This is a genomic window from Kitasatospora sp. NPDC057500 (assembly GCF_042802195.1).
GTDB lineage: Bacteria > Actinomycetota > Actinomycetes > Streptomycetales > Streptomycetaceae > Kitasatospora.
Genome location: NZ_JBHVER010000003.1, coordinates 49,516 through 75,835, shown reverse-complemented (window position 1 = coordinate 75,835; position 26,320 = coordinate 49,516). Strand labels below are relative to the sequence as shown.

At 75.3% G+C, this 26,320-nt stretch carries 23 protein-coding genes, 1 pseudogene and 1 riboswitch; of the genes and pseudogenes, 13 read left to right on the top strand and 11 right to left on the bottom strand.

The window, feature by feature from the left end; translation table 11 throughout:
• The first annotated feature begins 425 nt into the window (after positions 1–425).
• Positions 426–752 (top strand): hypothetical protein, encoded by a 327-nt coding sequence (locus ACFU74_RS01305; protein WP_380749853.1) that lies wholly within the window; start codon positions 426–428, stop codon positions 750–752.
• Positions 753–877: 125 nt separating this feature from the next.
• Positions 878–2,011, top strand: a complete 1,134-nt coding sequence (locus ACFU74_RS01300; RefSeq protein ID WP_380749850.1) for a DUF6745 domain-containing protein — start codon at positions 878–880, stop codon at positions 2,009–2,011.
• Positions 2,012–2,069: 58 nt separating this feature from the next.
• On the opposite strand, the gene ACFU74_RS01295 is transcribed toward ACFU74_RS01300, so the two are convergent.
• Positions 2,070–2,279 carry a hypothetical protein gene (locus ACFU74_RS01295; RefSeq protein ID WP_380749847.1) on the bottom strand — a complete coding sequence of 70 codons (210 nt, stop codon included), beginning with the start codon at positions 2,277–2,279 and terminating at the stop codon, positions 2,070–2,072.
• 188 nt (positions 2,280–2,467) lie between these two features.
• Here ACFU74_RS01295 and ACFU74_RS01290 point away from each other — a divergent pair, with 188 nt between their 5' ends.
• Entirely contained in the window at positions 2,468–3,034 is a 567-nt protein-coding gene (locus ACFU74_RS01290) for a YciI family protein (RefSeq protein ID WP_380749844.1), read from the top strand.
• A gap of 90 nt (positions 3,035–3,124) precedes the next feature.
• Here the strand turns inward: ACFU74_RS01290 and ACFU74_RS01285 are convergent, their stop codons facing one another.
• The 3 genes from ACFU74_RS01285 to ACFU74_RS01275 form a co-directional block, all read right to left on the bottom strand.
• Positions 3,125–3,331, bottom strand: coding sequence for a hypothetical protein (locus ACFU74_RS01285; protein WP_380749841.1), 207 nt, complete (start codon positions 3,329–3,331; stop codon positions 3,125–3,127).
• 139 nt (positions 3,332–3,470) lie between these two features.
• On the bottom strand, positions 3,471–4,346 hold the full coding sequence (locus ACFU74_RS01280; protein WP_380749838.1) for a class I SAM-dependent methyltransferase: 876 nt from the start codon (positions 4,344–4,346) through the stop codon (positions 3,471–3,473).
• 58 nt (positions 4,347–4,404) lie between these two features.
• Positions 4,405–5,904 (bottom strand): bifunctional phosphatase PAP2/diacylglycerol kinase family protein, encoded by a 1,500-nt coding sequence (locus tag ACFU74_RS01275; RefSeq protein ID WP_380749835.1) that lies wholly within the window; start codon positions 5,902–5,904, stop codon positions 4,405–4,407.
• Positions 5,905–6,271: 367 nt separating this feature from the next.
• On the opposite strand from ACFU74_RS01275, the gene ACFU74_RS01270 reads away from it, so the two are divergent.
• The 3 genes from ACFU74_RS01270 to ACFU74_RS01260 all read left to right on the top strand — a co-directional run bounded on the left by ACFU74_RS01270 (position 6,272) and on the right by ACFU74_RS01260 (position 8,966).
• The gene (locus tag ACFU74_RS01270; protein WP_380749832.1) at positions 6,272–6,931 is read left to right on the top strand and encodes a lysophospholipid acyltransferase family protein; all 660 of its coding nucleotides are present in this window, start codon (positions 6,272–6,274) and stop codon (positions 6,929–6,931) included.
• Positions 6,932–7,752: 821 nt separating this feature from the next.
• On the top strand, positions 7,753–8,172 hold the full coding sequence (locus ACFU74_RS01265) for a VOC family protein (RefSeq protein ID WP_380749829.1): 420 nt from the start codon (positions 7,753–7,755) through the stop codon (positions 8,170–8,172).
• A 35-nt stretch (positions 8,173–8,207) separates the two neighbouring features.
• Entirely contained in the window at positions 8,208–8,966 is a 759-nt protein-coding gene (locus ACFU74_RS01260) for a class I SAM-dependent methyltransferase (RefSeq protein WP_380749826.1), read from the top strand.
• A 4-nt stretch (positions 8,967–8,970) separates the two neighbouring features.
• Here the strand turns inward: ACFU74_RS01260 and ACFU74_RS01255 are convergent, their stop codons facing one another.
• On the bottom strand, positions 8,971–10,587 hold the full coding sequence (locus ACFU74_RS01255) for an ABC-F family ATP-binding cassette domain-containing protein (RefSeq protein WP_380749823.1): 1,617 nt from the start codon (positions 10,585–10,587) through the stop codon (positions 8,971–8,973).
• A 193-nt stretch (positions 10,588–10,780) separates the two neighbouring features.
• Positions 10,781–10,993: a hypothetical protein gene (locus ACFU74_RS01250; RefSeq protein ID WP_380749820.1), complete on the bottom strand. Its 213-nt coding sequence runs from the start codon at positions 10,991–10,993 to the stop codon at positions 10,781–10,783.
• A 196-nt stretch (positions 10,994–11,189) separates the two neighbouring features.
• Here ACFU74_RS01250 and ACFU74_RS01245 point away from each other — a divergent pair, with 196 nt between their 5' ends.
• Both ACFU74_RS01245 and ACFU74_RS01240 read left to right on the top strand, forming a co-directional pair.
• On the top strand, positions 11,190–12,134 hold the full coding sequence (locus ACFU74_RS01245; protein WP_380749817.1) for a RimK family alpha-L-glutamate ligase: 945 nt from the start codon (positions 11,190–11,192) through the stop codon (positions 12,132–12,134).
• Positions 12,135–12,242: 108 nt separating this feature from the next.
• A riboswitch (M-box (ykoK) riboswitch) is annotated at positions 12,243–12,424 on the top strand.
• A 364-nt stretch (positions 12,425–12,788) separates the two neighbouring features.
• A complete protein-coding gene (locus ACFU74_RS01240; RefSeq protein ID WP_380749814.1) occupies positions 12,789–13,958 on the top strand; it encodes a magnesium and cobalt transport protein CorA in 1,170 nt (389 codons plus the stop codon).
• On the opposite strand, the gene ACFU74_RS01235 is transcribed toward ACFU74_RS01240, so the two are convergent.
• Both ACFU74_RS01235 and ACFU74_RS01230 read right to left on the bottom strand, forming a co-directional pair.
• Positions 13,925–15,223 carry an MFS transporter gene (locus ACFU74_RS01235; protein WP_380749812.1) on the bottom strand — a complete coding sequence of 433 codons (1,299 nt, stop codon included), beginning with the start codon at positions 15,221–15,223 and terminating at the stop codon, positions 13,925–13,927. The genes ACFU74_RS01240 and ACFU74_RS01235 overlap by 34 nt on opposite strands.
• On the bottom strand, positions 15,220–15,816 hold the full coding sequence (locus ACFU74_RS01230; protein WP_380749809.1) for a helix-turn-helix domain-containing protein: 597 nt from the start codon (positions 15,814–15,816) through the stop codon (positions 15,220–15,222). The genes ACFU74_RS01235 and ACFU74_RS01230 overlap by 4 nt, the downstream gene beginning before the upstream one ends.
• 245 nt (positions 15,817–16,061) lie before the next feature.
• Here ACFU74_RS01230 and ACFU74_RS01225 point away from each other — a divergent pair, with 245 nt between their 5' ends.
• The 4 genes and pseudogenes from ACFU74_RS01225 to ACFU74_RS01210 all read left to right on the top strand — a co-directional run.
• Positions 16,062–17,219 carry a helix-turn-helix transcriptional regulator gene (locus ACFU74_RS01225; protein ID WP_380749807.1) on the top strand — a complete coding sequence of 386 codons (1,158 nt, stop codon included), beginning with the start codon at positions 16,062–16,064 and terminating at the stop codon, positions 17,217–17,219.
• A gap of 198 nt (positions 17,220–17,417) precedes the next feature.
• Positions 17,418–18,299 carry a signal peptidase I gene (gene lepB, locus ACFU74_RS01220; protein WP_380749804.1) on the top strand — a complete coding sequence of 294 codons (882 nt, stop codon included), beginning with the start codon at positions 17,418–17,420 and terminating at the stop codon, positions 18,297–18,299.
• An 81-nt stretch (positions 18,300–18,380) separates the two neighbouring features.
• Positions 18,381–19,574: a trans-sulfuration enzyme family protein gene (locus ACFU74_RS01215; protein WP_380749802.1), complete on the top strand. Its 1,194-nt coding sequence runs from the start codon at positions 18,381–18,383 to the stop codon at positions 19,572–19,574.
• A gap of 119 nt (positions 19,575–19,693) precedes the next feature.
• Positions 19,694–19,966 (top strand): annotated as a pseudogene (locus ACFU74_RS01210) (hemerythrin domain-containing protein); the annotation flags it as partial.
• A 119-nt stretch (positions 19,967–20,085) separates the two neighbouring features.
• Here ACFU74_RS01210 and ACFU74_RS01205 read toward each other — a convergent pair.
• Both ACFU74_RS01205 and ACFU74_RS01200 read right to left on the bottom strand, forming a co-directional pair.
• Positions 20,086–21,861, bottom strand: a complete 1,776-nt coding sequence (locus ACFU74_RS01205; protein ID WP_380749800.1) for a SpoIIE family protein phosphatase — start codon at positions 21,859–21,861, stop codon at positions 20,086–20,088.
• A gap of 115 nt (positions 21,862–21,976) precedes the next feature.
• Positions 21,977–22,927, bottom strand: a complete 951-nt coding sequence (locus tag ACFU74_RS01200; RefSeq protein WP_380749797.1) for an alpha/beta fold hydrolase — start codon at positions 22,925–22,927, stop codon at positions 21,977–21,979.
• A gap of 154 nt (positions 22,928–23,081) precedes the next feature.
• Here ACFU74_RS01200 and ACFU74_RS01195 point away from each other — a divergent pair, with 154 nt between their 5' ends.
• Entirely contained in the window at positions 23,082–24,056 is a 975-nt protein-coding gene (locus tag ACFU74_RS01195) for a helix-turn-helix transcriptional regulator (protein ID WP_380749795.1), read from the top strand.
• On the opposite strand, the gene helR is transcribed toward ACFU74_RS01195, so the two are convergent.
• Positions 24,037–26,232 (bottom strand): RNA polymerase recycling motor ATPase HelR, encoded by a 2,196-nt coding sequence (gene helR / locus ACFU74_RS01190; RefSeq protein WP_380749793.1) that lies wholly within the window; start codon positions 26,230–26,232, stop codon positions 24,037–24,039. The two genes, ACFU74_RS01195 and helR, sit on opposite strands and share 20 nt — an antisense overlap.
• Positions 26,233–26,320 lie beyond the last annotated feature (88 nt).

The window sequence follows — 26,320 nt, the reverse complement described above, 5'->3', positions numbered from 1 at the left end:
GCGTTGTCCCGGCGCCACCTCACGTCCCACCTGCCCCGTCCGGCACAGCCCCCACGACCGCCGTCCGGGCGCCGGGCGCCGGGCGCCACCGGGGTTCCGGGCCGTCGAGCCGGTGGGCGGGGCTCGGGCTCCGGCCGCACGGCGGTGGGTCGCCCCTGTCGGAGTCCGTTGCCCGGTGGCGGTCGCCACCGGACCGGGGCTTCCGCCGGCCGTGGACTTCCGGTCGGTCGTCGGGCGTCCGGTCGCGGTCGCGCCGCTCGCTGCTGGTCGAGCGGTGCGACGACCCGTCCCGCGAGCGGCTGCCGCCGGGTCGGACACGGGGGCGGGACCCAGGCGATGCCGTCCGCGTCCTCGTTGTCAGACCCCTGCCCTATGGTCCGTGACGTGGGATTCCGATGTGGCGTCGAGTCGGCGAGGGAGAGCTGATGTTCCGTCAGGGAGATGTGCTGATGGTGCCGGTGGAGGAGCCGGCGGTGCCGGTCCGGGTGGTGGCGCTGGCCGCGCAGCCCAGGGACGCGCGAGGGCGGCTGGTGCTGGCGCTCGGCGAGGTCACCGGGCATGCGCACGCCGTGGTCGGCCCGGGCGAGCTGCGGCGCGAGTCGGGGCCGTTCGGTACCGCGTGGCTGCACCTGCCGGAGGGCGGCCGGGTGGTGCACGAGGAGCACGCGGCGATCCCGCTGCCCAAGGGCTGGTACCGGGTGGTCCGCCAGCGCGAGTACGTGCCGGGCGCGGTGCGCATGGTCGCGGACTGACGGGCTGACGGACTGACGGACGACGACGCGCGCCGGGGCGCGCGGACGACGGAAACGGATCGGGGCGGGCGCGCGGCGTCCGCGGCACGGCCGGGCAGGGTGCCCGGGTGGGAACGGAGAATGTGATGGTGACTGGACAGACGGCACCGGCCCCCGTGGCGGACGGGCCCGCCGAGGCGACGGCCCGCTGGCGGGCGGCCGCCGCGGCCACCGGTCCGGGTGACCGTGCGGGCGTCGAGCGCGCGGTGCGGGCCGCCTACCGGGCCGTGGGCCTGGCCGAGCCGGCGGACTTCCGCTGGTTCGGCTCGCCGCTGGCGGCTGCGCAGGCGGCGCTGGAGCTGCGCGCGGCGGGCGCCGTGACGGTGCGCGAGACGGTGCGGACCCTGCCGTGGGACGCCGTCCGCCGACAGGCCGTCGAGCGGACCGGCGCGGCCGGCTGGGCGCCGCTGTGGGCGCTCACCGGCGGCGAGCTCGGGCCGGTGACCAACACGCTCGCCGACCGGATCCGCCGCGCCGTCCTCGACCGGATCGCGCCCGAGCCGGACATCGAGAACGACGAGGGCGACGTGGTCGATGCGGCGCGCGAGCGCCGGGTCGCCGCCCGGATCGCGCTGCTCGACGCCGTCCGGGGCCAGCACGACGCGCCGTGGTTCGCCGCCTTCGAGGCGGCCGGGGTGCTGGGGGCGGGGCCGGACGCGCCCGGCGGCACCGAGGGCGGGGCGATCGCCGCGCTGGCCGAGGTCGCGCGCGGCGCCGGCTGGTGGTGGCCGTACGAGGAGGTCGTGCTGCTCAGCGAGCGCCCGGTGGAACTGCACCGCGACGAGGCGGGCCGGCTCGACCACGCCGACGGTCCGGCCCTCGCGTACTCCGACGGCTTCACCATGCACGCCTGGCGGGGCATGCCCGTGCCCGCCGACTTCCTCGCCGGGCTCGGCGCCGTCACGGCCGAGCGGATCCGCACCGAGGAGAACGCCGAGCTGCGCCGCGTCCTGCTGGAGCACTACGGCTACGAGCGCTACCTGGCCGACTCCGGCGCCGTCCCGGTGCACCAGGACGAGACCGGTGTGCTCTGGCGGATCGACCTGCCGGAGGACGAGCCGGTGGTGATGGTCGAGGTGGTCAACTCGACCGCCGAGCCCGACGGCACCTTCCGCACCTACTGGCTGCGGGTGCCGCCCAGCACGCTCACCGCCCGCGCCGGGGTGGCCTGGACCTTCGGCATAACCGAGGCGGAGTACCACCCGCAGCGCGAGACGTGAGCGGGCGGTGCTCCGCCGGGCGGCCGGTCCTGGGGTAGCGGTGCGGCCCGGGGGCCGGTCACCTGAAGGCGGCGGCGTTCCGGTGGGCCCACGCGGCGAAGGGGCGTGGCCGGGCGCCCAGCAGCCGCTCGACGTCCGGGTCGACCTGCCGTTCGGCGGCGGCGGTCGGTTCGCCCAGGATGCCGAGGGCGCCGTCCGCGACGGTCGTCGGCATGACGGTCAGCAGCTGGCTGCGGGCCGCTTCGCGGCCGAGTTCGGCGAAGGCCACCGCTTCGCCGACCTGACCCCGACCGTCCGGCCGCCGGGAACCGTCGGACCCTGCGGGAGCCTTACTACCGGCCCGAACCCGCGCCGCGGCCCAGGTGACGGCTCGGGAGGACGGGGACGGACCGGGTTGCCGGCGCCGTCGCCGGAATCGGGTCGACACGCCGGCCCCAGGACGGCACTGTGCCGGGTATGGAGTTCTTCGTCCACCACCGTGACCGGCCGCACTCCGGGGCACTGCGCCACGATCTCCGGGAGGAGCACTGGTCCTACATGGACGGGTACGCCGCGGAGATGATCGCCCGCGGCCCCACGTTCGCCGACAGCGACGCCGACGGCGACGGTGGTGGCGACCCCACCGGCAGCGTCCACATTCTCGACCTGCCGGACCCGGCCGCCGCCCGTGCGTTCGCCTTCGACGAGCCCTGCTACCAGGCCGGCGTCTACCGCGACGTCCTGCTGCGGCGCTGGTGCAACCTCCTGGGGCGCACCATGGCGGAGTTCCCCGGCGGCCGCAGCGGCGGTGACCGCCACCTGGTGCTCGGCCTCGGCGCCGGCCGGCCCGCCGACCTCACGCCCCCGCCCGGACGCGACGAGCTGATCGCCTACGGCCCGCTCCTCTCCGACGACGGCGACACCTGGCTGGGCACCGCCGTCCTGCTCCGCGCCCCCGACCCGCACACCGCCCGGGCCGTCCTCACCGCCGACCGGTACGCCGCCGTCGAGGTCCACCCGTGGCGGTTCGGCGGCCGGGCCTGACGGGGGGAGTGGGGCGATTCCCCGGTCCCACGCGGCACCGCCCGCGCCTGGGACGGGCGCGGGCGGTGCGGGTTAGGTGGGGCGATGGGGTCAGTGGACGTCGATGCCGTCGAAGGAACCGATGATGGCGTCGCCGCCCACGTTGGTGATCTCGCCGCCGGCGAGCTGGTTGCCCGTGCCGATGACGGTGATGGTCGTGGTGTTGACCGTCACCTCGTCGGCGAAGGCCTGGGTGGGCAGGGAAACGGCGCCGACGGCGGCGACGAGGACGGCGAACGTACGGACTGTGCGGTACATGGTGGTTATCCCTTCGTGAACCAACGGTGCTTCGAACCCTAGGGACCGCTGTCGCGTCAAAGGCTGGAATGTCACCCGGACGGGTGGACCTGCGTGTCGCCAGGCCCGGTCCGTCGTTACGTGGCGGGAAGTGCCGGAGCTACCGGGCCGGGCGAGCGGCACGGGCGAGCAGGAGCGGCTGGAAGAAGCCGGTGACGGCGGGCGGCAGCCACTCCACCGCGGCGAAGCCCGCCTCGGTGGCGAACCCGCTGAGCCGGTCCCGGGTGAGCGCCCAGTAGGACGCACGGCGCACGCTCACCGGCCCCCACTCCTCGCCGTCCCACTCCTCGCCGTCCCCGCACCCGCCGTCCCCGCCGGCCCGGGCGTCCCACTGGGCGAGCCGGAAGTGCTCCAGGTCGTAGCGCTCGCCGTCCTCGTGCCAGTGCCACAACTGGAAGGTGACGGTCCGCCGACCGCCGTCCGCCGACACCTGCGGCGCCGTCGACGTCGGCCGGGTGCGCCGGAGTTCGTCGTACGGGCGGGTGGAGAGCAGCAACAGGCCGCCGGGGCGCAGCACCCGGTGCAGTTCGGCGAACGCGGCGCGCACGTCCTCGGCGGTGAGCAGGTGCGGCAGCGCGTTGTCGGCGCACACCACGGCGTCGAACCGCCCGTCGGCGCAAGGGAGCCGGCGCATGTCGGCGGCCGCGACCGGAAGGCGCACACCGCGCGCGGCGGCCTCCCGAGCCGCCCGGGCGACGGCCGCCGGACTGAGGTCGGTGCCGGTGACCCGGTGGCCGAGAGCGGCGAGCCCGAGCGCCTGGGTGCCGATGCCGCAGGCGCAGTCGAGGACGTCCGCCGGCGCGTCGCCGAGCCGGGCACGGAGCAGCGCGTCGAGGCTCGCGCCCTGCCGGGCCACGCTCGCCTCCCAGTCGGCGTACACCAGGTGGTAGTCGGCGGCCAGTTGGTCGTAGAAGCGGGTGAGGGAGTCGACGGCCCCGGGGACGGGCGCGGCGGTCGGGCGGGTCGGTTCGCTCATGCGGTCACGCTACCGAGGCGTGAACGGCCCGTCCCCGGCGTTTCCGGCGCTCTCCGGTTCAGTCCGTCCCGGGCCGGTAGACGGTCAGCGCCCGGTGGGACTTGGCCAGTCGGAGCGCACCGGTGGCGGGCACGGACTCGCCGTCGACGGCGATCCGGTCCGCGTCGCCCAGGTCCTCCAGGTCGAGGGCCCGGATCCGGGCGGCGTGGTAGACCCGGGAACCGGCGAGCGTGCCGGACAGGAACGCGGCGGCGAGCCGGGTCCGGGCGAACGGTTGTCCGCCGTCGACCACTCGGACGTCCAGCAGGCCGTCGGCGAGCCCGGTGCGGTGGGTCGGGGCGAAGCCGGGCGGGTCGTAGGCGCCGTTGCCGGCGAACAGCAGCCAGAGCCGGCGGTCGCGCCCGGCGGCGCGGACGGTGACCGGTTCGGCGGTCGCCAGGACCCGGGCCGTGGCCACCGCGAGCGCCGGCCACTTGCCCAGCCTGGCCTCGAACTCCTCGCGCACCCGGACCAGTTCCGGGTAGACGCCCAGGCTGAACGTGTTGAGGAAGTACCGCCGCTCGGTGTCGTCGGCGGCCAGCCCGAGGTCCACCCCGCAGGCCCGCCCGGCGGTCACGGCGGCCGCGGTCGCCTCGATGCCGTCGATGCCGAGGTCCATCGCGAAGTGGTTGAGCGTGCCGCCGGGGAAGACCGCGAGCGGCAGGCCCCGCTCGACGGCCAGCCCGGCGGCCAGGTTGACGCTGCCGTCGCCCCCGCAGACCCCGAGCGCGCCGCCGGCGGCCGCGGCGCGGTCGGCGGCCTCGGTGAGCAGGGCCGGCAGGTCGTCCCCGGGCCCGCAGATCCGGACGTCGGCCCGGGGCAGCAGCTCGCGCAGCGCGGCGGCGGTGTCCTCGGGGCCGTCGGCCGCCAGCGCGCCGCTGCCCGAGCCGGAGTTGACCACGACGGACAGCCCCGCCCCCTCGGCCAGCGCCGGAGCCGGCCGTCGCGGCGGTGCGGCCGGGGGCGGCACGTCGGAGGAGCGGGGCCACCACCGGAGGGTGAGCGTCGCGAGCGCCGAACCGAGCGCGAACCCCGCCAGCACGTCGCCCGGGTAGTGCGCCCCGGTGTAGACCCGGGAGAACCCGACCGCCAGCGCGACCGGTGCCACCACGGCCGCCGCCGCAGGCGATTCGATCGCCACCGCCGTGGCGAAGGCGGCAGCGGTGGCCAAGTGCCCGGAGGGGAAGGAGGTGGTGATCGGCTGGCGGAGCAACCGCCGGGCGGCCGGCACCGGGTCGAGCCGCGGACGCGGCCGGCGGGTGAGCTGCTTGGCGGCGATGTTGGCAGCCGAGGAGGCCAGGGCCAGCGAACCGACCCCGCGCAGCGCCGCCCGTCGCCCGGCCCGCCCACCGACCGCCCCGAGCACGGCGGCCGCGCCGAACCACAGCACCCCGTGGTCGGCGGCGCGGCTCAGCCCGCGCAGCCACGGCCCGACCCGCGACCCGGCACCGAACGGGCGGCGGGCCACGGCGATCCGCTGGAACAGGGCCTGATCGATCACATCCAGTCGTCGCCTCATCCGGACGAGCCTAGACGCGACGACCGTCCGCCGCGCGGCGAACGCCCGTCGCGTCCAGATGCAGCGGGGATTCCGAGGACGGTTGTGGCGCCCGACTGGACGCCTCGTGACCGCCGTTGGTCATGAGGCTTCATCTGCGGGCGCGTGCGACACCTGCTTCCCTGCACACCGGGCCCGACCTCGTCGGCCCTCGCCGGGACTGGCCGTGATCGGCGACCGGCAGTGTCCGGGCCGCGCCCTCGAACGCGAATCGGTACCCGCACCCGGCTGAGTACGAGTACTCAGGCGCCGCCCGGCCGACCCGCGCAGACTGGCCGACAGGACCCGCAGACCCGGACCACCGTCACAGAGGACCCACACCACCGCCATGCTGAGCCGCGCCGCCACCCTGCTCCTGCCCGCCTTCGGGCGCCTGGACGTCACCGCCGACACCGGCAGCCCCGCGCCGGGCAGCATCGTCGCGGCCAACCACACCTCGCTCGCGGACCCCGCCGTCGTCCTGGCCGCCCTGCACCGGCTCGGTGCCCGGCCGGTCGTCCTGGCCACCGCCGGGCTGTGGCGGATCCCGCTGCTCGGACCGGCGCTGCGCCGGGAAGGCCACATCGCCGTCCACCGGGGCACCGCGCGGGCGGCGGAGTCGCTCGACGCGGCGGCCGAGGCACTGGCGGCCGGACGGGTCGTGCTGATCTACGGCGAGGGTGGGCTGCCGCGCCGCCGCGACTCCGGGGAACTGCCGCCCGGCCCGTTCCGCAGCGGCCTGGCCCGGCTGGCGCGGGCCACCGGTGCGCCGGTCGTCCCGCTCGGCCAGGCCGGGTCCCGCCGGATCACCTCCGGCGGTCCGCTCAAGCAACTCGCCGGCCTGGCCACCGCCCCCGTCCGCCGCCCCACCCTCCACGTCCACCTCGGCACCCCACTGCACCTCCCGGCCGACACCGCCGAGGCGACCGCCCAGGCACACGGCGCCGTCACCGCCGCCTGGACGGTCGCCGCCCGACGGGCCGGGTGGGAGGCGGTGGCGGCTGCCTGAGCCGTGCGCCGCCCGGCTCCGGGAGGTGATGATGCCGCCGGGCGTGGGGCCATGGGCCGGTTCGGTGTGGCTGGCACGGGTGGGGTCGCGTTCTGTGGACCGATATACGTTCCGCGTCGAGGGCGAGGTGGTGTGTCCGTCGTCGGTCGGTGCGATCGCCCGGGCGCGTTGTGTCGTCACCGTTGTCGGGGCGGTTGCGTCGTGTGTGCGGTGGGGGTGGGGCCATGGGCTGGTTGGGTCCGGGTGTCGGCTGTGGCTGGCATGGGTGGGGTTCCCTTCCTGTGGCCGCCACATTCCGGTGGGCTCCGGCCAGGCGTCGGGGCGTGCCGAGCGAGCGGCTTGCCTGCCGAGGCGTCGAGGGCGAGGTGGTGTGTCCGTCGTCGGCCGGTGCGATCGCCCGGGCGCACCGTGTCGTCGCGGCGGTCGTACTGTGCGTGCGATGGGGGGAGTTGGGCCGTGGGCTGGTTGATCCGGGGTGTTGGCCACGCCCGGCATGGGTGGGGTTCCGTTCTGTGCGCCGACACGGGTCCGACGGAGTCCGCCACGGACCCGGGTACGCCGTTCGAGGCGTCGAACGCGAGGCCGCAGGGTCCCGCCGCCGACCGGAGCGACCGCCCGGGGCTCACCGTGCCGTCGCTGCCGTGTGGCTGGTCGCCGCTCGACGGGCGGGACGGGTGGGGATCGTGGCAGGGAACCCGGCGGGGCGTCCGGTCCTCTCCGGCGGCTCGCCAGGGGGACGCGGGCGTAGCGGAGGCGTCCAGGGTGACCGCCCGGACGCGGGCACGCCGCCGAGTGTCGGTGGGGTGGTCTACCGTCGCGGCATGGATGACGAACAGGGCGTGACGGCAGGGTTGTTCACGGCGGTCGGCCGGACGGTGGTGCTGGTCGAGGACGCCGAGGCGGCGCTCGCCTTCTACGGGGACGTGCTCGGCTTCACCGTGCTCTTCGACGGGGACCTCGACGGCTACCGGCTGCTGCACGTCGGCCCGATGGGCGAGCCGGGGGCGACGGCGGGGCTGTGGCTGATGCCGGCGGAGTCGGCGGACGCGCGGGCGGCGGTGGGGCGCCAGACGGGCGGCATGCCGCTGCTGGTGCTCTACACGGACGACCTCGACCGGGTGGCGGCCCGGCTGACGGAGTCCGGCGTGCCCACCCGGCCCGGCGCGCCGGACGGCGGGCCGGGCCGGTCGTTGCACTTCCAGGACCTCTACGGCAACGAGCTGATCGCCGCACAGCTGTAGGGCGCGCCGGAGCCGGACGGGGCAGGATGGGCGGCATGGAGCGCACGTTCGAGGAACTGGTGGACGAGGCGGCCGAGGCCCCGGTCGACGGCTGGGGCTTCTCCTGGCTGGACGGCCGGGCCACCGAGGAGCGCCCGTCCTGGGGCTACCAGCGCCTCCTGGGGCAGCGGCTGTCGCAGGCCTCGGCGGCGCTCGACGTCCAGACCGGCGGCGGCGAGGTGCTCGCCGGTGTGGCCGACCGCTTCCCCCGGACGATGGCCGCCACCGAGGCGTGGCCGCCGAACCTGGCGAGGGCGACCGCCCTGCTCCACCCGCTCGGCGCGGTCGTGGCGGCGGACGGGGACCAGCCTCCGCTGCCCTTCGCCGACGGCGCGTTCGACCTGGTGACCAGCCGTCACCCGGTGACCGTCTGGTGGGCGGAGATCGCCCGGGTGCTGCGCCCCGGCGGCAGCTACCTGGCCCAGCACGTCGGGCCGGCCTCGGTGTTCGAACTGGTCGAGTTCTTCCTCGGGCCCCAGCCGGAGGCGCGCCGGGCCCGGCGGCCGGAGGAAGCGGCGGAGGCCGCCCGGGCCGCCGGGCTTGAGGTGGTCGAGCTGCGCTCCGAGCGGCTCCGGGTCGAGTTCCTGGACATCGGCGCGGTGGTCTGGTTCCTGCGCAAGGTGATCTGGATGGTGCCGGGCTTCACCGTCGAGGCCTACTGGGAGCGGCTGCGCGAGCTGGACGCCCTGATCCGGGCGGAGGGGCCGTTCACCGCCCACTCCGCCCGGTTCCTCATCGAGGCGCGCAGGCCCTGACGGCTCAGAACACCTCGCCCTCGGCGACCAGGCCGAGGTAGTCCTCGCTCCACAGGTCCTCGTCCCCGCCGGGCAGCAGCAGGACCCGGTCCGGCCGCAGCGCCTCGACCGCCCCGGGATCGTGGGTGACCAGCACGATCGCGCCGGGGTACCCGCCCACGGCCGCCAGGACCTCGGCCCGTGAGGCCGGGTCGAGGTTGTTGGTGGGCTCGTCGAGCAGCAGGACGTTGGCGCCCGAGTGGACCAGCCCGGCCAGGGCGAGCCTGGTCTTCTCGCCGCCGGACAGCACCCCGGCCGGTTTGTCGGCGTCGTCGCCCCGGAACAGGAACGCGCCGAGCACGTGCCGCACGTCGCCGTCGGTGAGCCCGGGGGCGGCCGCGGCGAGGTTCTCCCGGACGGTGCGGCCCGGATCGATGGTGTCGTGCTCCTGCGCGAAGTAGCCGAGCCGCAGTCCGGGCCCGGGCACGACGCGCCCCGCGTCCGGGGCTTCCCGGCCGGCCAGCATCCGCAGCAGCGTGGTCTTGCCCGCCCCGTTGGGGCCGAGCACGACGAGCCGGCTGCCCCGGTCGACGGCGAGATCGAGCCCGTCGAGCACGGCCCGCCCGCCGTACGACTTGGCGAGGCCGACCGCGCCGAGCGGCATCCGGCCGCAGGGCGCCGGCTCGGGCAGCCGGATGCGGGCGGTGCGCTCGGCCTGGCGGACGGGTTCGAGCGCGGCGAGCATCCGGTCGGCGCGGCGGGCCATCGAGCGGGCGGTGACGGCGGTCGCCACGTTGGCCCGCATCCGGTCGGCCTGGGCGTGCAGGGCGGCGGCCTTGCGTTCGGCGTTGGCCCGCTCTCGGGCGCGGCGGCGCTCGTCGGCCGCGCGCTGGGCCAGGTAGGCGTCCCAGCCGGTGTTGTGGACGTCGACGGTGGCGCGCTGCGGGTCGAGGTGGAAGACCCGGTTGACGGTGCCGGCCAGCAGTGGCACGTCGTGGCTGATCAGCACCAGCCCGCCCGGGTAGCCGGCCAGGTAGCCGCGCAGCCAGGCGACGGCGTCCGCGTCGAGGTGGTTGGTGGGCTCGTCGAGCAGCAGGGTGGCATGGTCGGCGAAGAGGATCCGGGCCAGTTCGACCCGACGGCGCTGGCCGCCGGAGAGCGCGCCGAGGGGGCTGTCCAGCACCGGGCCGGACAGGCCGACGCCGGCCGCGACCCGCGCTGCCTCGGCCTCCGCCGGGTAGCCGCCGCGGGCCTGGAACTCGGCCTCGGCCCGGGTGTAGGCGGCCATGGCCCGGCGCTGCGCGCGCTGGTCGTGGGGGTCGGCGGTGGCCATGGCGTGCTCGGCGGCGCGCAGGTCCTGGACGGCGGTGTCCAGGCCGCGCGCGGACAGGATCCGCCCGGTGACGGTGACGGCCGGGTCCGCGGCGCGCGAGTCCTGGGCGAGGTAGCCGACCGGGCCGGTACGGGTGACGGTCCCGGCGGCGGGGCGCAGCCGGCCGGCGAGGGTGGCGAGCAGGGTGGTCTTGCCGGCGCCGTTGCGGCCGACCAGGCCGATGCGGTCGCCGGGGGCGATGTGGAGGGTGAGGTCGGACAGCAGCAGGCGGGCGGCGACGCGCACGTCGACACCACGGGTGGTGATCAAGGGGATGACGCTCCGTAACAGCGAACGGACACACGGGTGGCGTGGAGGCGGGTCCGTCAGCTAGGAGATACGGGGCGTCGACATGGCGCCGAGGTTAGCCCGTGGTGGCCGGTGGGCGCATCCGGTTTTCGCGCCCGAGGCCGCCGGAGGGGCCGGTCGTCGCCCCGGGCGGAGCCCGGGGGCGGTGATCAGGTCACCCGCCGCTGTCGCACGTGGCGTTGGCGTTCGGGACGAGGTTGATGGGGATGGCGAGTACGTCGGCGGTGTCGCAGGCGCCCTGCGGGAGCGGGACGTCGAAGTTCTGGCCGAACTGGACGTCGAACTCGTCGGCAACGGCCCCGCCGGCGGTGGCGAGAACGCCGGCCACGGCCAGAGCGGCGGCCGTGAGGCCTGTTCGGATGCGCATGTCTCTCCCTGGCCGGTGACGGAACGGAGTCCTTCGAGCACACATCCCGGGGCGGCCGGAGGCAACGCCATCCACTCGATCGGAGTGCCGGCCCGCGCCTTGTCCGGAGCAGTTCCCCCGGAGTTCCCGGAATCCCTTGCCTGGGCATGTCCGCGCCATGTTCCATGGCTCCATGGGGCGTAGCGAGCTCGTTCTGATGACCGATCACAGCTCGGACGAAGGCAGCCGGGAGGCGCTGGCCACCGCCGTGCTGCGGCTCACCGGACGCGCGCCGGTGCTGCTCGACGCGCGGCACTTCATGAGCGGCGGCCCGGGCGGCCCGGCGGGCGGGGGCCGGGTGCGCGGCGGCGGCGACGGCGTCGTCCTGGAGGTCCCCGCCGAGGGCCTCGCCGTGACCGCCCGGACGGTGCTGCTGTACGAGATACCGCCGGGCCGGCGGCTGGAGCTCGCCGACTGCCAGCGCGCCCTGCGCGCGCACGGCGTCCACTCGCTCGGCACCGCCGTCGACGGCTGGCGGACGGCCACCGACAAGCGGCTCGCCGTCGAGCGCTTCGCCCGCGACGGCATCCGCCAGATGCCCACGGTCGCGGTCTCCCGGCCCACCGCCGCCGAGGCGGCCGAGGTGTTCGACCGCCTCGGCGGCGACGTCTGGACCCGCCCCGCCGTCGGCATGAGCGGGCAGGACGTCTTCCACGTCACCACCCGCGCCCTGCTCGCCGAGGCCGCCGACTGCTACGCGCGGGCCGGCACCGACTGGCTGCTCGCGCAGGACGCCCGCAACTTCACCGCGGACGGCCGGCGCCACCAGTACCGGGTGACCGTGCTCGAAGGACGGGTCGTCCGGGCCGTCGAACACGTGCAGGACGACCCGGACGAGCCGTGCAACCTCGCCCGCGGCGCCGTCTCCACCCCGCTCCCGGAGGCGGAGCTGCCCGCCGGGCTGGCGGAGCTCGCGGTGGCCGCGACCGGGGCGGTCGGGCTGCCGTTCGCCGCCGTCGACCTCGCGGCGGAGAGCGGCGGCGTGGTCTTCGAGGTCAACGTCCACCCGGCGTACGGCTCGCCCGGCGCGCTGGAGGCGGTCGCCGTGCCGTACGTCGCCGCCCACCTCGCGGGCGAGGCGCCCCGGCCGCCCGCCAGTTGACGCCGGGTCACGAAGGACGGGCGCCGGAACGCCCGCCCGGCGGCGGAAAGCCGCCCCACCCCCGGTCGAAGGGACCCTCCGGCGGGTACTAGACTCGTGGAGGTTGTGAAGGCACCTCGTTCGGTGAGGCGTCGCCACGGACACAGGCCACTGACCCCACGACGTCGAGAGACGCCCAGGGTCAGGACAGGTCTCCCCGGCCTAAGGGGTGACCCCAAGTGGCTGCACCCCGGGAGGCCGGGGCGCTACGCCGTGGCGTGCCAAAGCTCTGACGAGATCAGGGGTGCCCACCCGCCGTGACGGTGCCCGTGCGCGTCCGTCCGGCGTGTGGAGCCTCCTGGTGGCCCGGTTACGGCGACCCCGCGCGGGCGCCCCGACGGCGAGGAGGTGAGAGCAGTGGAGTGCAGTAGTAGTCCGGGTCGAAGTCGGCCCCGCCCCAGGACGTCCCCCACTCCTCCTGGCACCCGGCACCCCTCCTCCCGTACCGCTCCCGACCCCCGCCGCCGCTCCGCCCGCCGCTGACCCCGGCGCGGCCGCGCGACGGCCCGGGAGCCGTGCGCGGTGGAGGACGGCCGGGCGCCTCCCGCCCGCCCCGCGCCGCGAACCACCGCGTTCCCGGCTGCGGCGGCCCCCGAACAGCGGAGGTACCCCACCATGTCCGACTGGCGTGTGCGCGCCGTGCGCGCGAGCAAGCGTCCCTTCACCCGTCCCGTCACCCCGGTCGGCGGCGCACCCGCCGAACCGGCCCCCGAGCACTCGATGGACCCGCGCCCGGACCAGCCGGTCGAGCACGTGAGCCTGGAGCGCTCCGTCGTCGACGCGGCCGTCTACCGCGACGGACACCGCGTGCAGTCGTCCGCCAACCTGGCCGACCTCTACCGCGAGCTGCCCGGCAAGCCCGGCACCATGGCCTGGATCGGGCTCTACCGCCCCGCCGAGGCCCAGCTGCTGGAGGCCGCGGAGCGGTTCAACCTGCACGAACTGGCCGTCGAGGACGCCATCGTCGCCCACCAGCGTCCCAAGCTGGAGCGCTACGGCGACACCCTCTTCGTCGTGCTGCGCGCCGCCCGCTACCTGGACGACGTGGAGGAGGTCGACTTCGGCGAGATCCACCTCTTCGTCGGCCCGGACTTCGTCCTCACCGTCCGCCACTCCCAGGCCCCCGACCTCTCCGCCGTCCGCAGCCGTCTGGAGGCCGACCCGGACCTGCTCGCCCTCGGCCCCGAGGCCGTGCTCTACGCCGTCCTCGACGCCGTCGTCGACGGCTACGCCCCGGTCATCGCGGGCCTCCAGCACGACATCGACGAGATCGAGACCGAGGTCTTCGGCGGCGACCCGCAGGTGTCCCGGCGCATCTACGAACTCTCCCGCGAGGTCATCGAGTTCCAGCGCGCCACCCGGCCGCTGCTGGAGATCATGAAGAGCCTGGAGGCAGGCTTCGGCAAGTACGGCACCGACGAGGAGCTCCAGCGCTACCTGCGCGACGTCGCCGACCACGCCACCTACGCCGCCGAGCGGGTCGACGGCTTCCGCCAGATGCTCCAGAACATCCTCACCGTCAACGCCACCCTGGTGTCCCAGCGGCAGAACGAGGAGATGAAGCAGCTCGCCGAGGCCGGCCACGCCCAGAACGACGAGATCAAGAAGATCTCCTCCTGGGCCGCCATCCTCTTCGCCCCCACCCTGATCGGCACCGTCTACGGCATGAACTTCGACACGATGCCGGAACTCCACTGGGCCTTCGGCTACCCCTTCGCGATCGCCCTGATGGCCCTGGTCTGCACCAGCCTCTACCTGGTCTTCAAGCGCCGCGACTGGCTCTGACGGCCGGTCGGGGCGGCCTTCGGGCGCCGGGCCGTCCAGAGGAGGGCTGCGGTGGCGAGGGCGGTGGCGCCGAGGAGCCAGCGGGGTGGGCCGGGTGGGAGGACGGCGAGGGCGAGGCCGGCCAGGGCACCGCAGAGTTGGAGGGCGAGGGACTGGACGGAGAGGGCGGTGGCCCGGGTCTCGGCGGGGACGCTTCGGTGGAGCCGGGCGTTCTGGTCCGGGCCGGCCGTGCCCAGGCCGAGGTAGGTGAGGCCGTAGCCGAACGCGGCCGCGGTGGCGGCGGCCGGGCCGGCGGCGCGGGCGGTGGTGGCGAGCAGCAGGACCCCGGCGGCGCCGGCGGCCAGGCCGAGCAGCACGGCCCGCCCGCCGGGGGAGCGGGCGGCCACGCCGGGGGCGAGCCGGGCCCCGAGGGCGGAGCAGAGGAAGCCGACGCAGCTCAGCGCGCCGACGACGCCCGCGCCGGACTCGGCGGCGCCGGTCAGTTCGGCGGCCCGGCCGGGGGTGAGCAGTTCGACGGTGCCCAGCCCCGCCCCGGTGGCGGCGGCGGTCAGCAGGACCCGGCGGACCACCGCGTCGCGCCGGCCCAGGCGCAGCCCCGTCAGCACGGTGACGGGCACGCTGCGGAGCACGGTGCGAAGGGCGGTCGGCGGGCGCTTCGGCTCGGTGAGTGCCGCCCGGACCTGGACGATGAAGGCGAGTTCGACGACCGCGGCCAGCAGCGCCGGCACCGAGAGCGGCGGTACGGCGCCGTCCAGGCCGTCCACGTCGGACAGCAGCCACGGCAGCGCTCCGCCGAGCAGGGTGCCGGCCGCGAGGGCGAGTGAGCCGGTGGCGCTGCCCCGGGCGAGTCCCGGCCGCAGATCGGCGTCCGGTCCGGCCTGGGCACGGACGGTGTCCACGTACCAGGCCTCGGCGGGCCCGCTGGCCAGCGCCCGGCCGGCGCCCATCAGCGCCATGCCGAGCAGCAGCACCCCGTAGGCGTCGCCGAGCGCGAGCAGTGTGAAGGCGGCGAGGTCGAGCAGCCCGGCGGCGGCCAGCACCGGCCGCCGTCCGATCACGTCGGAGAGTCCGCCGGTGGGCAGCTCCAGTGCGGCGGTGGTGAGCGAGTGCACGGCGAACAGGCTCGCCACGGCGCCCAGGCCGAGCCCGCGCTCGGTGAGGAGCAGGACCAGTGGCGCGGTGGCAAGCCCGATCGGGAACCAGAAGAGCAGCGTGACCGTCAGGTAGGCGCGACGGGCGGCGCCCTCGGGAGCGGGCCCGCTCATCCGGCACCGCCGGGCGCGGCGAGCGGTATCGCGGCGGTGACCAGGACGACCTGCTCGGTGCCGGGGGCGTCCTGGTCGCGCTCGGCCAGTTCGAGGGCCCGCCGGTGGACGAGTGCGCGCAGTTCGGCCAGTGAGTCCGGGGAGAGGCGCAGCACCAGGTCGTCGATGCCGGCGGTCGCCGCCCACGTCCCGTCGAGCCGGCCCGAGGCGACGTCCTCCTCGTGCCGGGCGAGCGAGCGGGCGAGGTGGTCGACCTGTTCGCGCCGGGAGAACTCGACGAAGGCCCGGCTCTCCGGTGTGGCACTCACCGCCCGGGCGTCCCAGGAGGTGATCAGGTGCACCGCGCGCCAGCGGCGTTCGCGCGCGTCGCGGTGCTCGGCCTCCGCGACGAAGGCGTACTTGGCGAGGACGCGCAGGTGGTAGCTGGTGGTGCCGGAGGACTCGCCGGTCCGTGCGGCGAGTTCGCTCGCGGTGGCCGGGCCGTCCTGGCGCAGCAGGCCGAGCAGGCGGATCCGTAGCGGGTGGGTGAGGGCCTTGAAGGCGGCGGTGTCGTGCTCGGGGTCGAGCGTGCGCCGCTGTCCGTCGTCGAGCATGCGGGGAGGATATCCGCCCCCGGGCACTTCGCAGAAGAAGTTCTGCAAAAGAAGTTCTGCGAAGTGGGGTTCGGGTCGATGGGAGATGACGGAAGGTCAGGGAGTCGAGCGAGTAGCCGACTTGAGGACTCTGCGGGACGTTCGCGAGGATGAGGGCAGGCACTGCCGGACCGTCCGGAGGCGGAGGGCGGATCCGTCTGCCGGGGCATGGGCCGGTGGTCGGTGCGGCTGCTAACTTCCGGGCCATGGGATCACGCGGGGCACGTGGGGCGGCGGCGCAGCAGGCGATCGAGGGGCTGCGGGAGCTCGCCGGAGCCGGGCTGACGGCGGAGGAGGTGTTCCGCAGGGCCGACGAACTGCTGCGTGCGCTGCTGGGGTACGACGCGGTCTGCTGGCACTCGGCGGACCCGGCGACCGGGTTGGTGACCTCGGTGCTGAGCGACGACCTCAGCCTGTCGGGGTTCGAGGACGCGGTGCGCCTGGAGGTGTGGGCGGACGATGTGACGACCTTCCCGGCGATCCGCCGCAGCGGCGTGCGCGCGGAGACGCTCAGCCGGGCGACCAAGGGGCAACTGGCCGGCAGCGCGCGGTTCCGCGAGCTGATCGGTCCGGGCGGCTTCGGTGACGAGCTGCGGGCGGTGTTCGACGCGCACGGCGGGATGTGGGGCTGCGCGGCGTTCATGCGGGCGGCCGACCGGGGGCCGTACCTGGCCCAGCAGCGCGAGTTCGCGGACCTCGCCGCCCGTCACCTGGGCAACGCCCTGCGCGCCTGCCACGTGCCGCCGCTCTCCGGGGGCGAGGGCAGGGAGGAGGGCCCGGCCGTGGTGGTGCTCGGTCCGGCGAACCGGCCGCTCGCGCTCTCCGGCCCGGCGGAGGAACTGCTCGGCCGTCTGGCCGACCCGAGCCGGACCTCGCTCGGGGTGCCGACGGCGTTCGCGGTGGCCGCCGAACAGGCCCGCCGGGTGGCCCGCGGCCAGGCCGTGCCGCAGTCGAAGGTCCGGGTGCAGGACTCCGCGGGCCGCTGGTACGTGCTGCACGGCTCGGCCCTGAAGGGCGGCAGCGAGGGCGAGGTGACGGTGGTGGCGGCTCCGGCGACGCCCGCCGACGCGATGCCGCTCTACCTCTCCGCGTACGGGCTGACGGCGCGCGAGCAGGAGGTGGCGCTGCTGCTGGTGCGCGGGTACGACACCCGGGACGTCTCACGGCTGCTGGCGATGAAGCCGTACACCGTGCAGGACCACCTGAAGTCGGTGTTCGCCAAGGCGGGGGTGGCCAGCCGTCGTGAGCTGGTCGCGCGGATCATGCTCGGCGGCGGGACGGTGCAGGGCGGTGCCGTGAAGCCGGGCGCCGTTCGGGCGGCGGGTGTACGTTCTGACGGGTCGGCGGGAACCATCGTTCGTTAGCTGACAACGGGGGGTCCCGCGGCGGGGCCCCGCCGGGCCGTCCGGAGGGGGCCAGGGATGAGCATGGAGGAGAGCGCGGGTTCGGCGGGGAGTGGTGCGGCGGCCGGTACGGGAGGTCCTGCCGGTCCCACCGGTCCCGGTCCCGCTGTTCCGGAGCCGGGCGGGCCGACCGGGGCGACCGGGACCGCGGCCGGAAGCGTGACCACCGCCACCGCGGAGGCGGAAGGCGACGGCGACGGCCGGAGCGGAAAGGCGGAGAAGAAGGGGAAGAAGGGGAAGAAGAAGCGCCCGCTCTGGCAGGAGCTGCCGATCCTGATCGGTGTCGCCCTGCTGCTCTCCCTGGGCATCAAGACCTTCTTCGTCCAGGCCTTCTCCATCCCCTCCGGCTCGATGCAGCACACGCTGGAGAAGGACGACCGCGTCCTGGTCGACAAGTTCACCCCGTGGTTCGGCGCCGAGCCGTCCCGCGGCGAGGTGGTGGTCTTCAAGGACCCGGGCGGCTGGCTGGACAACGTCCCCCGGAAGAAGGGCAACGCCGTCGTCGAGGGCTTCCGCACCGTGCTCGGCGCCGTGGGCCTGCTGCCGTCCGACGACGAGAAGGACCTGATCAAGCGGGTGATCGCGATCGGCGGAGACACCGTGGAGTGCCGACAGGGCGGCCCGGTGAAGGTCAACGGGGTGGCGCTGGACGAGCCGTACCTGTACCCGGGCGCGACGCCCTGCGACGACGTACCGGCGGGCCTGGTGACCGTCCCCGAGGACCACCTGTGGGTGATGGGTGACCACCGCAACGACTCGCGTGACTCCCGCTACCACGTCAGGGAACCGGGCGGCGGGTTCGTCCCGGTGAAGAACGTGGTCGGCCGGGCGTTCGTGGTCGCCTGGCCGGTGTTGCGCTGGGACACCCTGCCGGTGCCGGACACCTTCGAAAAGCAGGGCCTGGCGTCGGGCGGCGCGGCCCCGGGCGGCGAGTGGCCGGTCGAACCGTCGGTGCCGGGCGCCGCCGCGGTGGCCGCGGTCGTCCCGTTCGCGCTCTGGCGGCGGCGCCGGGCGGTCCGGTCCGAAGACGAAGGCCACTGACCGGCCCGCTGCCGATTCCAGGTCCACCGGAGTCGGATTGGACCTGTTCCGCTCCCGACGCAGCAGGCCAGCATGGGCGGCATGAGCGACTACCACCACGGGCTGCGCCCCGAGAGCCGGATCGTCCACCCGCCCGTCGAGGAGGTGACCGGCAGCCGCCCGCTGGGCGTGCCGCTGCACCAGGGCCACATCTTCGCCTTCCCCGACAGCGACGCGCTCGCGGACGCCTTCGCCGGGCCGGAAGGGGCGTTCCACTACAGCAGGTTCGGCAACCCGACGGTCCGCTCGCTGGAGCGCGCGGTGGCCGACCTGGAGGGCGGCAGCGGGGCGCTGGCCGCCTCCTCCGGTATGGGCGTGATCAGCACCGTGCTGCTCGCGCTGCTCCGCTCCGGCGCCCACGTGATCGCCCAGCGGAGCCTTTACGGCGGCACGTTCGCGACGTTCTCCGACCTCGCGGACCGCTGGGGCGTCGACGTCACCCTGGTGGGCGGTGACGACCCGGAGGAGGTGCGCGCCGCGCTGCGGCCGACCACCCGCCTGCTGTACCTGGAGACCGTCTCCAACCCCACCGCGCGCATCGCCGACCTGCCGGCGCTGATCGGCGTGGCCCGCGCGGCCGGGGTGCTGAGCGTGGTGGACAACACCTTCCCCACGCCGCTGCTCTGCCGCCCGATCGAGCACGGCGCCGACATCGTGATCCACTCCGCCACCAAGTACCTCGGCGGCCACTCCGACGTCATGGCCGGCCTCGCCGTCTTCGCCGACGCGGAGCTGCACCACCGCGTCTGGCACCACGCCGTGGAACAGGGCGCGACGCTGGACCCGTTCGCCGCCTGGCTGACCCTGCGCGGGATGCAGACCCTGGGCCTGCGGATCCGCCGGCACAACGAGACCGCGCTCGACCTGGCCGGCCGGCTCGCCGCCCATCCGGCGGTCGCCGCCGTGCACCACCCGGGCCTGCCCGGCCACCCCGACCACGAGCTGGCCCGCCGGCTGCTGCCGGACGGCCAGGGCGGGGTGTTCGCCGTCGACCTGGCCGGCGGGCGGGAGGCCGCCCGCACCTTCGTCGGCGCGGTCCGCCTCGCCTCGCTCGCGCCCTCGCTGGGCGGCGTGCACACCCTGGTCCTGCACCCGGCCAGCACCTCCCACCGCCAGTTGTCCGACGAGGAGTTGACCGCCGCCGGCATCGGCCCGGGCACCGTCCGGATCGCCGCGGGCATCGAGCACCCCGAGGACATCCGGGCCGACCTGGAGCAGGCCCTGGCCGGGCTCTGAGCCCCGGCGGACGGCGGCGGGCGACGAGGGTGACGGCGGGTCCGCGGCCGGTACCCCACCATCGGCGGTGCGGTCCGCCGGATCGCCGCCCGGTCGACACGGAGGACGGTGCGGACGCCATGGGGCACGGCGGAAACGTGATCGCGGAACCGACGGCCGACCACCGCGAGGTGGCGGAACTGTTGGACGAGCTGCGGGACCTGCCCCCGGGCGAGGACCGCCGCCGCAAGGTCGTGGACGAGTTCACGATCGAGCTGGTGCGCCACTCCGTCGCGGAGGAGCAGTACCTCTCCCCGGCCGTCCGTGCGCACGTGCCCGGCGGCGCGACGCCCCCCGACCGGGAGCCCGCCGACCACGCCGCGGTGGAGCGCCTGCTCAAGAGCGCACACGACCGGAGCGTCCGGTCCGAGCTGACCGGGGTGAAGGGTCGGCCGGCCCGGCTGCTCGAACTGACCGGCACCACCGCGCTCTGCACCGACGGTGGGGGCGGAGGGTCAGGCCCCCCTGACCGCTACGACCGGTGCCGTGGCCGGGCCGCCAGGACGGCGATGTCGTCCTCGGACGGGCAGCCGACGCCCGGGCCGACGCCGTGCAGGGCGGCGTCCAGCAGGTCGTCCAGCGCTCCGGCGGCGGGCAGGCGCAGGGCGGCGAGGCGGGCGAGCGAGGCGTCGATGTCCTCGCCGCGCCGCTCCACCAGGCCGTCCGTGTACAGCAGCAGGGTCTCGTCCGGCCGCAGCTCGCGGTCGCACTGCTGGTAGCCGCCGAGACCGGTGCCGAGCGGCGGCCCGGTCGGGACCCGCAGCAGCTCGGTGGGCCGGCCGGGTGCGATCAGCGCGGGCGGGAGGTGGCCCGCGCTGGAGAAGGTCCACCGGCCCCGGCCCGGGTCGGCGAGGGCGAGCAGACAGGTGGCGGGCCGGGCGGACTCGTTGGCCGCGATGACGGTGTCCAGCTGGCGCAGGATCCGGTGCGGCGGCAGGTCCGTCTCGGCGACGTCGCGCAGGGTCGCACGGTAGCTGCTCATGTCGACGGCCGCCTCGACGCCGTGGCCCATCACATCGCCCATCACCAGCAGCGTCCGCCCGAACGGCAGTCGGACGGTCTCGTACCAGTCGCCGCCGACCACCGAGCTGCTGCCGGACGGCAGGTAGCGGGAGGCGAGTTCGAGGTTCTGGTGCGGGTGGCCCGGCTCGCTGAGCAGGGCGCGCTGGAGGTCGAGCGCGATGCCCTGGGAACGGCTGTAGCGGCGCGCGTTGTCGATGCCGGTGGCGGCCCGTGCGGCGAGGTCGCCGACCAGCACCGCGTCGTCCGGGCCGAAGCCGGGGGAGGCAGCGGTGCGGGCCAGCGTCAGCAGTCCGATCATCCGACCGCGCGCGGTCAGCGGGACCACCAGCAGCGAGGTCACCCCGGCGGCCCGGTAGGCGACCGCCGACGCCGGGTCGGGCGCCGCCCCGGTCAGCTCCGCGGCGGTGCCCGGCGCGACCAGCACGGCGACCCCGGAGGCCAGCGCGCGGGCGGCGACCGAACCCTCCCGGTGGCGCACCGACTCGCCCGGGCGGGGCAGCCGGTCCACGGCCGCGCGCAGCCCGTCGGCGCAGACGAGCGCGGCCCGGTGGAAGCGCCGCCCCGGGGTGCGGCCGGTGCGGGCGTCGGCGTCCGGCGGCAGCACGTCGACGGTGGCCAGCTCGGCCAGCCGGGGGACGGCGAACGCGGCCAGCTCGGCGCAGGTGGTGTCGACGTCCAGCGTGGTGCCGATCCGCTCGGCGGCGGTCTCCAGGAGGGCGAGGCGCGTCCGGGCCTGGGCGAGTTCGCGCCGCAGCTCCTGGACGGGGTCGGGGTCGTCCAGCAGCACGACCACCACACCGGTGACCCGGCCCTCGGCGGTCAGCGGCCGGTAGCGCACCCGCAGGCCCGGCGGCACGGGTGCGCCCGGACCGTCCGGGCCGCCCGCGACCTGCTCCCGGTCCCGCCCGTCGTCCATGACCCGGCGCAGCGTGCCGACGGCGTCCGCGAACGCCGTCGTCCCGGTCGGCCGGCCCAGCAGGTCGGCCCGGCGCAGGCCGGTGACCGTGGTGAACGCCGCGTTCAGGTACACCCAGCGCAGTTCCGCGTCGAGCAGCGCAACCCCGGCCGGCAGCGCGCCGAGCAGCTCACCCGGCAGATCCGGGCCGTCGCTGTCGGTAGTCCCGTCGGCCCGCGCGGAGAGCGCGGCGGCCGCCGCCGCGAGCGCCGTGTCCTCCGCGCCCGCCGGGGTGCCGCCCTCTCCTCCTCCGCCCTGCCGGAACCGCATTGGTACATGATCACTCGCCCGGGCGCGGCACGCCCACGGGATATCGCGTGCTTGACCGGTCGGCGGGTTTCGGATAGCGGGCCGGAGGGAGAGTCCGCCGGCCCGCTCGAAGGGCTCAGGCGAGGGCGGCGTCCTGTCGTTCCAGCCAGCCCAGGATCATCCGGGTGGTCTCCTCGGGCTTCTCCTGCTGGATCCAGTGGCCGCAGTCCAGGCTGGCCACTTCCACAGCCGGAACGAAGTCCGCCAGTCTCTCGGACCTCTGGACGACGTCCCGGTCACCGTGGATCATGAGCGCGGGCTGCCGGACGATCGGATCCACGTCCGCCAGCAAGCGCCAGTTGCGGTCGAGGTTCCGGTACCAGTTGATACTGCCGGTGAATCCCGTCGACTCGAAGGCGGAGACGAGAACGGCCAGTTCGCCGTCGCTCATGACGGGCTCGCCGAGCGGTGTCTCCGCCCTGGCGAGATCGATCAGTGCCATGCCCGGCCCCGGCTGCTTGGGAGGCTCGTTCTTCCGGTACAGGTTGCGAAGGAACCGGAACGTGTTCTCCTCGAAGACGGCATCCGCGACGCCCGGTTGCCGATTGAAGTGGACGAAGTAGTAGTCGCCGCCGAGGACGTCCTCCATGAACTCGATCCAGGGCCTCTCCCCGCGCTCGGGGTAGGGCAGGCTCAGGTTTATCAGCCTGTTCACGCGCTTCGGGTGCAGCAGGGTCAGTCCCCAGACGACGAATGCGCCCCAGTCGTGGCCGACGAAGGTGGCGTCCTCGTATCCGTAGTGGTCGAGGAGCGCGACGAGATCACCCGCGAGGTGCTCGATGTCGTAGTCCGTCACTTCGGCCGGACGGGACGAGTTGCCGTAGCCGCGCTGGTTCGGGGCGATGACGTGGTAGCCCGCTGCGGCGAGGGCGGGAATCTGGTGGCGCCAGGAGAAGGCGTGCTCGGGCCACCCGTGACAGAGTACGACGGGCCTTCCGGCATTCTGCCGGCCCGCTTCGAAGACTTCGAGTTCCACACCGTTGACCGGAACCGTGGTGGGTTCGGGAAAGTCCGCTGGATCGAACATCGTGTTTCCGCTCCGTCCTTTCGTCGGCGCGCCCCCGGTGGGCCGAGGACCGGCACTGCCGTGCGCAGTGGGGCTCGCCGGTGAGGTGATGGCGCCATCGTGCCCGGCGAAACCGGTCACCCCATGACCGGTTTCGCGTGAAAGTCTTTCCGGCATGCGAACCGACCGGCTGGTGGCCGTCCTTCTCCTGCTGCAACGGCGCGAGCAGGTGACGGCGGCGGAGGTCGCCCGGGAGCTGGAGGTCTCCGAGCGCACCGCCCGCCGTGACCTCGACGCCCTGGCGATGGCGGGGGTGCCCGTGTACGCCACGCAGGGCCGGGGCGGTGGCTGGCGCCTGGTGGGCGGCGCCCGCACCGACCTGTCGGGGTTGACCGCCGACGAGGCCCGCGCCCTGTTCCTGGTCGCCGGCCCCGCCTCGGCTGCGGTGCCGGCCGTGAAGGCGGCGCTGCGCAAACTCGTCCGGGCCCTGCCGGAGCCCTTCCGCGTGCAGGCCGAGGCAGCGGCCTCGTCGTTGGTGACGGACCCGCAGCGATGGGGATCGGGATCGAGCCGGGCCGAGCACCGGCCGGCACCTCGTTTCCTGGACGAACTCCAGGACGCGGTGATCCGCGGCGTCCAGTTGCGGCTCGGCTACGTCGACCGCGACGGCGCCGGAACCGGGAGAACCGTCCACCCGCTGGGCATCGTCGCCAAGGGCCCGTGGTGGTACCTCGTCGCCGACACCGAGGTCGGCCGGCGGACCTTCCGGATCGACCGGGTGTCGTCCGCCGACCCGACAGGCGACCCGGTGCACCGGCCCGAGGGCTTCGACCTCGCCGAGAGCTGGCGCGAGATCGCCGACGAGGTCGACCGCAGACGGACGCCCCTGGAGATCCAGGCGGTGTGCGCGCCCGACGGCATGGGCCTGCTCCGCATGATGCTCGGCGCCCGGCTCGACGTGGGAGGTGCCGCGGATGACGGCCGCATCGAGGTCGTCATCCGCGGCTACAACGAGTACGCGCTCGCCGGCGAACTCGCCGGGCTGGTCGAATGGCTGGAGGTGACCGGCCCCCCGGGCGTGCGGGACCACCTGGCCTCGATCGGCACCGCCCTCGTCGAGCGCTACGGGCTCAGCCCCGACCGCCGGTGAGCACGACGAGTTGACGGGTCGCCCGGGTCATCGCGACGTAGCGGTCGACCGCGCCCGCGACGCCCTCGCCGAAGGACGCCGGGTCGACGAGCACGACCAGGTCGAACTCCAGCCCCTTCGCCAGCTCCGGCGTGAGCGCCCGGATCCGGGACGTCCCGCGGAACTCCGCGCGGCACGTCGCCTCGAACTCCGCCGCGAACGCCGCGTCGCCGACCACGCACGCCGTGCCCTCGGCGTGCGCGTCCAGCCAGGCGCCGAGCACGCCGTCCAGCTCCGCGACCGTCCCGCGGCCGACCGGCACCCCGCTGCGGCGCACCGACGTGGGCACGTTGGCGTCCGGCAGGGCGGCCCGGATGACCGGCTCGGCCTCCGCCATGACCTCCTCCGGCGTACGGTAGTTGACGCTCAGCGAGGCGACCTCGGTGCGGTCCAGGCCGATCCGTGCCAGGCGCTCCTGCCAGGACTCGGCGAAGCCGTCCCTGGCCTGGGCGCGGTCCCCGACGATGGTGAAGCTGCGGGACGGGCAGCGCTGCAGCAGCATCCGCCACTCGGCGTCGGTCAGCTCCTGCGCCTCGTCCACCACGATGTGGGCGAACGGGCCGGCCAGCCGGTCCGGGTCGTCGGCGGGCAGCGAGCTCCCGTCGACCAGGGTGTCCTTCAGGTCCTGGCCGCGCAGCATGGTGACCGCGCCCTCGCCGTCGTCGTCGGCCGCGAGGATGTCCGAGATGACGTCGGCCATCCGGTCGCGCTCGGCGGCGAGCGCGACCTCCTGGCGGCGCCTGCGGCGGGCGGCCTCCGGGTCGCCGAGCCGGTGCCGGGCGGCGTCCAGGACCGGCAGGTCGGACACCGTCCAGGCCTGCGCCTCGGTGCGTTGCAGCCGGCGCACCTCCTCCGGGGCCAGCCACGGGGCGCACAGCCGCAGGTAGGCGGGAACCGTCCAGAGGTCGCCGACCACGTCGGCGGCCTCCAGCAGCGGCCAGGCGCGGTGCAGGGCGGCGACCAGCTCCTCGTCCCGCCGCAGCGAGCGCAGGAAGGTCTCGACCGGGATGTCCTCGCCGCCGTCCAGCTTGGCCAGCAGCAGCTCGGCCAGCTCCGCCCAGACCTGCTCGCGCGCCTCGTTGTGCGGGGTGCCCGGATCGGGCGCCTCGAAGGCCTCGGCCCAGTCGTCGGCGCTCAGCCAGAGGTCCTCCCAGTCCGTCGCGACGGTCATCCCCCCGGTCGGCGGCTCCTCGTAGATCCGCACGGCCTTCTCCACCGCCCGCACCATCTCCGCGGAGGACTTCAGCCGCGCCACCTCCGGGTCGCTCTCGACGGCCGCGACCGCGCCCTCGGCGACCAGGTCGCGCACCGTGCAGGTCCGCACGCCCTCCTCGCCGAGGCTGGGCAGCACGTCGGACACGTAGTCCAGGTAGGGCTGGTGCGGGCCGACGAACAGCAGGCCGCCGCGGCGGTGGCCGAGCCGCGGGTCGGAGTAGAGCAGGTAGGCGGCGCGGTGCAGGGCGACCACCGTCTTGCCGGTGCCGGGACCGCCGTCGACGACCAGCGCGCCGCGCGAGCCCGCCCGGACGATGGCGTCCTGGTCCGCCTGGATGGTGGCCAGCACGTCCCGCATCCGCGCCGAACGGTTGCCGCCGAGCGTGGCGATGAACGCCGACTGGTCGTCGAGGGCGGCGTGCCCCTCCAGGCCCTCGGCGGCGAACACCTCGTCCCAGTAGTCGGTGATCCGGCCGTCCGTCCAGCGGTAGCGGCGGCGGCTGGCCAGGCCCATCGGGTCGGCGTGCGTCGCGGCGAAGAACGGCTCGGCGGCGGGCGAGCGCCAGTCGAGCAGCAGCCGGCGGCCCTCGCTGTCCGTCAGGCCGAGGCGGCCGACGTAGACCGGCCCGCCGCCGTCCGCCGGGACGATCCGCCCCAGGCACAGGTCCAGGCCGAAGCGGCGCAGCGCGCGCAGACGGCCCGTCAGGCGGTGGACCTCCAGGTCCCGGTCCATCGCGGCCCGGCCCGCACCGCCCGGCGCCCGCCGGGCGGCGTCGAGACGGTCGGAGACTTCGGCGATCGCCCGCTCCAGGCTCTGTGCGACGGCGGCGAAGTGCCGCTCGTCCTGGGCGACCAACGCCGGGTCGGCCTTGGCGGCGAGGCGGTCGGGGAGGTCGAACGCGCTGGTGGTGAGGGCGGTCATGGCAGCGGCTCCGATCCGGGTTTCCGACACATGCTGATGCACTGCGCAAAACTCCCAAGTGGGCTCGATCCGGCTTCAGGTCGACGAT

Bases quoted from the DNA above. Each gene is read 5' to 3' on its own strand.
- ACFU74_RS01275 (WP_380749835.1), bottom strand. From the start codon at position 5,904: ATGAGGCGACGACTGGATGTGATCGATCAGGCCCTGTTCCAGCGGATC.
- ACFU74_RS01265 (WP_380749829.1), top strand. From the start codon at position 7,753: ATGGATGACGAACAGGGCGTGACGGCAGGGTTGTTCACGGCGGTCGGC.
- ACFU74_RS01270 (WP_380749832.1), top strand. From the start codon at position 6,272: ATGCTGAGCCGCGCCGCCACCCTGCTCCTGCCCGCCTTCGGGCGCCTG.
- ACFU74_RS01200 (WP_380749797.1), bottom strand. From the start codon at position 22,927: ATGTTCGATCCAGCGGACTTTCCCGAACCCACCACGGTTCCGGTCAAC.
- ACFU74_RS01280 (WP_380749838.1), bottom strand. From the start codon at position 4,346: ATGAGCGAACCGACCCGCCCGACCGCCGCGCCCGTCCCCGGGGCCGTC.
- ACFU74_RS01230 (WP_380749809.1), bottom strand. From the start codon at position 15,816: ATGCTCGACGACGGACAGCGGCGCACGCTCGACCCCGAGCACGACACC.
- ACFU74_RS01245 (WP_380749817.1), top strand. From the start codon at position 11,190: ATGACCGATCACAGCTCGGACGAAGGCAGCCGGGAGGCGCTGGCCACC.
- ACFU74_RS01240 (WP_380749814.1), top strand. From the start codon at position 12,789: ATGTCCGACTGGCGTGTGCGCGCCGTGCGCGCGAGCAAGCGTCCCTTC.
- ACFU74_RS01250 (WP_380749820.1), bottom strand. From the start codon at position 10,993: ATGCGCATCCGAACAGGCCTCACGGCCGCCGCTCTGGCCGTGGCCGGC.
- ACFU74_RS01300 (WP_380749850.1), top strand. From the start codon at position 878: ATGGTGACTGGACAGACGGCACCGGCCCCCGTGGCGGACGGGCCCGCC.
- ACFU74_RS01285 (WP_380749841.1), bottom strand. From the start codon at position 3,331: ATGTACCGCACAGTCCGTACGTTCGCCGTCCTCGTCGCCGCCGTCGGC.
- ACFU74_RS01290 (WP_380749844.1), top strand. From the start codon at position 2,468: ATGGAGTTCTTCGTCCACCACCGTGACCGGCCGCACTCCGGGGCACTG.
- ACFU74_RS01225 (WP_380749807.1), top strand. From the start codon at position 16,062: ATGGGATCACGCGGGGCACGTGGGGCGGCGGCGCAGCAGGCGATCGAG.
- ACFU74_RS01205 (WP_380749800.1), bottom strand. From the start codon at position 21,861: ATGCGGTTCCGGCAGGGCGGAGGAGGAGAGGGCGGCACCCCGGCGGGC.
- ACFU74_RS01215 (WP_380749802.1), top strand. From the start codon at position 18,381: ATGAGCGACTACCACCACGGGCTGCGCCCCGAGAGCCGGATCGTCCAC.
- ACFU74_RS01195 (WP_380749795.1), top strand. From the start codon at position 23,082: ATGCGAACCGACCGGCTGGTGGCCGTCCTTCTCCTGCTGCAACGGCGC.
- ACFU74_RS01260 (WP_380749826.1), top strand. From the start codon at position 8,208: ATGGAGCGCACGTTCGAGGAACTGGTGGACGAGGCGGCCGAGGCCCCG.
- ACFU74_RS01305 (WP_380749853.1), top strand. From the start codon at position 426: ATGTTCCGTCAGGGAGATGTGCTGATGGTGCCGGTGGAGGAGCCGGCG.
- helR (WP_380749793.1), bottom strand. From the start codon at position 26,232: ATGACCGCCCTCACCACCAGCGCGTTCGACCTCCCCGACCGCCTCGCC.
- ACFU74_RS01235 (WP_380749812.1), bottom strand. From the start codon at position 15,223: ATGAGCGGGCCCGCTCCCGAGGGCGCCGCCCGTCGCGCCTACCTGACG.